General features: G+C 66.5%; 1 protein-coding gene. It reads right to left on the bottom strand.

The annotated features are described in order from the left end of the window. On the bottom strand, window positions 1-7,225 hold a 7,225-nt coding region (locus V8J83_RS19000), incomplete at both ends, for a hybrid non-ribosomal peptide synthetase/type I polyketide synthase (RefSeq protein ID WP_339988109.1).

Genomic DNA, 7,225 nt, shown 5'->3' with positions numbered 1-7,225 from the left:
GAAATCGCCCGGCCGCTCGTCCGCCATCACATGGAACAGACCCGCCGTCAGCCACATCGTGGTGATCCGCTCGCGCGCGATCACCGCGCCAAGCCCGCGCAGCGTGCCCGTCTCTTCGCCCTCCGGCAGCACAAGCGTGCCGCCGTTCAACAGCGCGCCCCAGATCTCCAGCGTCGCCGCGTCAAACGCCAAGGGCGCGTTCTGCAGGATCCGCTCGTCGGGGCCCAGATCCATGAAATCCTGTCCCTGCACCAGCCGCACGATGCCACGATGGGGCACCATCACCCCCTTGGGCCGGCCGGTGGAGCCCGACGTGTACATCACATAAGCCACGCTCTCCGCACCCGGCGTGGGCAGCGCCGCCGCCTCGGCACTATCGGCCCCAACAGGCGCATCAGGGTCTATTTTGGTGACCCCCAGCGCCTCCAGCGCCGGGAAGTCCCCGACCACGAAATCAATCTCCGCCTCCGCGCGGATATGCTCCAGACGCTCCGCCGGATAGCTCTCGGGAAGCGGCACATAGCCCGCCCCTGCCTTCAGGATCGCCAGGAACGCAACAATCGTCTCAGGCCCCCGCCGCGCCGCAACCGCAACCCGCGCCCCAGGCACAACACCCGCCGCCACAAGACCCCGCGCAAGCGCATCACTGCGCGCGTCCAAATCCCCGTAACTCAGAGCCTCACCGCCACTCGAAACCGCCACCCCATCGGCAAAGCTCCGCGCAACTTCAGCAAAACGACCGGGGATCCCCATGGTCGTGGCCTCGGTGCTCTCGGGGCTTGGCGATGCGGCAGGCCCTGTGACCTGCGACAGCGCCTGCGCGGCACTGATGGCGGCCAGCGGACGATCTTCGTCGTCGCAAATCCGCTCCAGCAGGGCGATGAATCGGTCGATCTGCCGCGAGACGGTGGCCTCTTCGAACAGATCGGCGGCAAAGCTCCATTCCGTGCGCACCTCATCGGGGCTGTCGGTCAGGTTGAGATACAGTTCGAAATGCTCATGGCTGCGCGGGTTGGTGACGAATTCGGTCTCGGTCGGGCCGAAGGACATCGTGCTGAGGTCGATGCCGTTGTCGATGTTGAACACCACCGGCACCAGCGTCAGGCGCCCCTCGTCGCGCGGCAGGCGCAACTCGCGGACCAATTCGCCATAGGTGAAGGTCTGATGTTCGAACGCATCGAGCATCGCCGTGCGCACCTGCCCGAGGTAATCGGCGAAACTGCCCTGCCAGTCGATGGCGGTGCGGATCGGCAGAAGGTTCACGCAATGGCCCACGACACTGTCCATGCCGCGCGCCGATTGCCCGGCGGCCGGCAGGCCGATGACGATATCCGACGCACCCGCCAGACGCGCCACATGCAGCTTGTAGGCCGCCAGCATCAGCGTCACGAAGGTGGTGCCGCTGCTGCGCGCAAGCGCCCGCAGACGCGCCACCAGATCATCGGGCAAGGCCCGGTCGATGCGCGCGCCGCGGGTGCTGCGCCGCGCCGGGCGCGGGTGATCGGTGGGCAGATCCAGCACCGGGGTCGGCCCTTCGAACCGCGACAGCCAATAGGCGCGCGCCTCATCGGCCTCCGGCGTGCGGGCCCAATCCAGCTCGGCCCGGACGTAATCCACAATGCTCAGCGGCGCGGGTAGACCCGCCGCCACGCCATCGCGGCTGGCGGTATAAATCGCGCCGATATCGCGCATGATCACATCAATCGACCACCCGTCGCAGACGATGTGATGGGCGGTGATGATCAGGTGATGCCGGGTCTCCGACAAGGCCACCAGATGCGCCCGGACCAGCGGCCCGGTTTCCAGGTTGAAGGGCGTGTCGACCTCATCCGCGATCAGGCCACGCAGAGCCGCCTCCTGCGCCTGCGCATCCTGTGCCGTCAGGTCCACCAACGGCACCGCGATCTCCATCTCGGGATGGATCTGCATCGTCATGCCATCGGGCGCGAAGGTCGCGCGCAGGGCGTCGTGGCGGGCAAAGGCGGCGCGCGTGGCGTCCCGCAGGGCGTCGCGGTCCACCGCACCCTCCAGCTTGAGCGTCACGCTTTCGTTGTAGGCCGCCGACACTTCGGGCGTCAGAACCATCGCCGCCGCGATCTCGCGCTGCGCTTCGGTGGTCTCGATCTCAAGCGATCCAAGCGGCGCATTCATCGCCTCGGCAATCGCGGCCGATCCGCCCGGCAGGGACAGACGCGGTGCAACACCGCTGATCTGCGGCCCGCCATAAGGCACGGCCTCACGCCCGCTCAGCAGACCTGAGGCGCGCATCTCAAGCGCAGAATCCTTGAACGCCTCGACCACGTGATCGATGTCCGCATCGTCATGGGCGGCGGTCATGTAGCTGGGGAAGCCTTCCAGCAAGAACACCCCCCGGTCGCGCATATGCGCGCCCAGAAGCGGCCCGAATTTCTGATCCTCGTCGATGCGCAGATACATAAGCGAGCCGCAATTGGGCATCCGGAACGGCATGTCGTTGTCTTCGAACCAGCGGTCGACCCGCCCGGCCAGACGGTCGCCCTTGGCATTGACCGTCTTCCAGAACAGCGGCGGCTGATCGCGGAAGAATTGCAACATCGCGCGCAGGCTGGCCATCGCCAGCGGGTGGCGCACAAACGTGCCCGCAAAGAACGTCACCGGTGCGGAGGGGAAGCTGTCGTCGCCATAGCCCCACTGGCCGCCATCGAACGTGTCCATGTAGCGCGCCTTGCCCGAGACCACGCCCACCGGCATGCCCCCGCCCACGACCTTGCCATAGGTCACAAGGTCGGCCTCGACCCCGTAATAGGCCTGCGCCCCGCGCGGTCCAAAGCGGAAGCCGGTGACCACCTCGTCAAAGATGAACAGCGATCCCGATTTCTCGGTGATGCGGCGCACTTCGCGGATGAATTCGGCGGGGCGGAATTCGGGGCGGCGGCTTTGCACCGGCTCCACCATCACGGCGGCCAGGCTGTCGGCGTTCTTGCGGATGTAATCAAGCGCTTGCGGCGTGCCATAGGGCAGAACCACGACGTTCTTGACCGCGTCACGCGGCACACCGGGGGCCAGCGGCAGGGTCCGTGGACCATCCTTGCCATCGATCCCGCGCACCAGCACTTCGTCGAAATTGCCGTGGTAGTCGCGGGCGAAGACCACGATCTTGTCGCGGCTCGTCACCGTGCGCGCGAGCCGCATCGCCGCATAAACGGCCTCTGATCCGGTGCACACGAAGCTGGCGCGGTCATTGCCCGTCACCTCGCAGAACAGCTCCGCCGCCTCCATCGCGGCCAGGCTTTGCGGCCCGACCTCGAAACCGGCGTTCATCTGCTCTTCGACGGCTTTCACCACATGATCCGGCGAATGGCCCAGGAACCCGGGGCCGAAGCCGTTGAGGATGTCGATATATTCGTTGCCATCCACGTCCAGAAGGCGCGAGCCCTTCGATTGGACCGTGACGATCTGATAGACGAGGTCCTTCCACATCCGGTTGAACCCCGACGCGGTGCGCGGGTCGGCATGGGTCGGGCGGTGTTTCTCGGTCAGCGCCTTGGATTGCGGCGTCTTGGCATTGAAACGTGCACTCAGCGCATCGATATGGGCGCGCTGCTCGGGCGTGATCTCATCGGCGTCGCGCGCGATTTTCGTCACCGGCGCAGAAGACGGCGTGGCCTTGTCGGTATCGGGCGCATCCCCGGGCGCGTCTTCCGTCTCGATCCGGGTCATCTCCGCCATCGGCGTGCGGTCGGCGGGCGGGGTGCCGGCCAGATTGCCCTCGGCCGTGATATGATCGGCCAGCGCCTGCAACGTGTCGAAGCCGTCGATCAACTGCCGCAGCGAGACCGACACACCGAAGCGGTCGGTCAATTCCCGCGTCACCTGCGTGAGCATCAGCGAGTCGAAGCCAAGTTCAAGGAACCCGGCATCGGCGGGCATGTCCTCGGGCTCCACCCCCGACAATTCGTTGAGCAGATCGCGCAGCGCATCAATCGCGCTGACCGGGGGCGCATCGGCAATCTCGGCCTCTGCAACCGCGCTTGTATCGGCCCTAAGCGCCTGAACAGAGCCTGTTTCGACATCGACAGGCTCGACCCAGAAGCGTTTGCGCTGGAACGGATAGGTGGGCAGGCCCGTGGCCTGGGCCCGGTCGCCCGCATGGGGGTCAATCCGCGTCCAATCCACCGCATATCCATGGGCCCAGAGCATCCCGAAGGCCTCGGCCATGGCCCGCGCGCTGTCGCGATCCTCGGCCTGCGCATGGGGCAGCGAGGCAATCGCGGGCTGGCCCGTCTTGCGGTCGGGGTTCTGCGCGCCAAGCATCGTCATCGTGCGACCCGGCCCGGTCTCAAGGAAGATATGCTGCGCCTCGGCCCAAAGCATCTGCATCGCATCGTAGAAGCGCACCGGGCGGCGCATGTGGTTCGCCCAATACTCGGGATCGGTCGCCTCATCCTCGGTCAGCCAACCGCCCGTGACAGTCGACAGGATCGGGATCTGCGGCGCCCGCAACGACAGCTTGGCCACCGCCGCGCGGAACGGCGCCAGCGCGGGCTCCATCATATGCGAGTGGAAGGCATGGCTCGTGTGCAGCCGCGAGGTCACAATCCCCTCGGCCTCCATCTCGGCGAGAACCGTATCGGCCACATCCTCGGGCCCGGCCAGAACGCAGGCCTGCGCGCCATTCACGGCGGCCAGATCAAGGCCCTTGTCCAGCCACGGTGCCAGATCCTCTTCCGGGGCCCGCACCGAAACCATCACACCCTTCGGCAGATCCGCCATCAACCGCCCACGCAGCGCGATCAGACCCAGCGCATCGGGCAGGTCGATAACCCCCGCCACCGTCGCGGCGGCGAATTCACCGATCGAATGGCCCACCATCGCATCGGGGGTGATGCCGCGATGGGCCCATTCCTTGGCCAGCGCATAGCCGATCGAGAAAATCGCAGGCTGCGCCAGGGCGGTGTTTTTCAACCGCTCGGTCATCTCCGCATCCTGTTCGGCAGGCGCGTGGATCACGTCGAGCAGGTTCACTCCAAGCTCGGGCTCCAGGATCTGCGCACACAGGCTCAGCGCTTCGCGGAACACCGGCGCGGTTTCGTAAAGTTCTCGCGCCATGCCCACATGCTGCGCGCCCTGACCGGGGAACAGGAAGGCAATCTTGCTGCGCCGACCGGCGGCCACGGGCTTGATCGCGACACGGGCCGCATCGGCCAGACCGGCCATGTCTTCGGCCACCACAACCGCACGCTGCCCAAAGGCGCGGCGCCCGGAGCGCAGCGTCTCGGCCACCGCATCGGCATCGGCGTCGCCGTGGGCCTCGGCCCACTGGCCCAGATCGGTGACGCCCTGTTTCAACGCATCTGGTGACGAGGCCGAAACGGGGAACACCCTCAGGCCGTCCGCCGGGGCAAGCGCCACGGGCTCGGCAACCGGGGCCTCTTCCAGGACCATGTGAATATTCGTGCCACCGACCCCAAAGGCCGACACCCCGGCACGGCGCGGCGTCTCACCGCGCGACCAATCCATCGTCTCGGTCACGGGAAAGAACGGCGAGGCCTCGAAATCAATGCGCGGGTTGGGCGCCGTATAGTGCAAAAGCGGCGGAATAGTCCCGTTTTTCAGGCTCAGCGCCGTCTTGATCAGGCCCGTCACACCGGCGGCAATATCAAGGTGACCAACATAGGTCTTGGCCGAACCAAGCGCGGTCTTGCCCTCGCTTGCGCCAAACGCATCGCTCAGCGCGGCAAATTCAATCGGATCGCCAAGCGGCGTGCCGGTGCCGTGCGCCTCGATATAGCCGATCTCGGACGGATCGACGCCCGCCGCCTCATGGGCGGCCCGGATCACATCGGCCTGCGCCTGGATCGACGGCGCGGCATAACCCGCCTTGTCCGACCCGTCGTTGTTGATCGCAAAGCCGCGGATGACCGCGATCACCTCCTGCCCATCCTCCAGCGCATCTTCCAGACGGCGCAGCGCCACAAGACCCGCCCCGTCGCCAAAGACCGTGCCGGTCGCCTCGGCATCGAAGGTACGGCAATGCCCGTCCGCCGACGCCATGCCATCGGGCGTATAAAGATAGGGCCGTTTCGACGGGAAGGTGACGGACACACCACCCGCCAGAACCATGTCCGCATCGCCCTTGCGCAGCGCCTCGATCCCCTGCCCCACCGCGACAAGCGATGTGGAGCACGCCGTCAGGACCGTCATCGCCGGCCCCCGCAGGTTCAGCTTGTAGGCCACGCGGGTGGCGATGAAATCCTTGTCGTTGCCGAACAGCGTGGCGAAATCCTTCACCGGATAGCCCGCCGCCAAAGCCCGCGACGCGCCCGGAGGCGACAGCAGGTTGTTGAGCAGATAGCTGTTCTGGCTCGATCCCGCGAAAATGCCGATCCGCCCCGGGAACCGCTCGGGGTCAACGCCTGCATCATCGAGCGCCGTCTGCGCCACTTCCAGAAGGATACGATGCTGCGGGTCCATCCGCTCGGCCTCGCGCGGGGGGATGCCGAAATGGCTGGCGTCGAACATCTCCGCGTCCGGCATGACGCCGCGCGCGCGCACGTAAGGCGCGTTCGGGTCGTCCCGCGTGGGGTCGATCTCCAACTCGTCTTCCGAGAAATGCGAGATCAACTCGCGCCCCTCCGTCAGGGCCTCCCAGAACGCATGGACCGAGGGCGCACCGGGGAAGCGCCCGGCCATGCCGACAATCGCAACAAGACCCTGTCCGGCCGCTTTGGGCCTGTTCTCGCGGGTCACAGCCGCCCTACCGGGCTTGCTCTCCCCGGCCAGATGCGCAGCCAGACGCAGCACCGTGGATTTCAGGAAAAAGTCCGAAATCGGGAAGGTCCGGTCCAGCGCGGTCTGCACGCGTTCATGCACCCGCGCCACATGCAGGGACGACGCCCCGAGATCGAAGAAATTGACATCGCGCGCGACATCATCCTGACCCAGAACATCGGCCATCGCCTCGGCGATCAGTGCCTCGATCGCGGCTGTATCGGCGGCGGCTGCATCAGGCGTGGCCTCTTCGGCAGGGCTCTGATCCGGCGCCATTTTCGGAATGCCCCTTGCCTCCAGGTCCTTTCGATCGACTTTTCCGTTCTGGTTCACCGGCAGCGCGTCGAGCCGTGCGAGGCGTTGCGGCAGCGCGTAGTCCGGCACCCGTTCGGCCAGGTGCGCCGACAGCTCCGCCGCCTCCGCCGCACCCGTGTAATAGCCCACCAGCGTCTTGTCCGCGCCATCCGCGCCAGCC

It is taken from the genome of Gymnodinialimonas ulvae (assembly GCF_037543845.1).
Classification (GTDB): domain Bacteria; phylum Pseudomonadota; class Alphaproteobacteria; order Rhodobacterales; family Rhodobacteraceae; genus Gymnodinialimonas; species Gymnodinialimonas ulvae.
The sequence above is the reverse complement of the archived record's forward strand: the minus strand, read 5'-3'. Positions and strand labels throughout refer to the sequence as shown.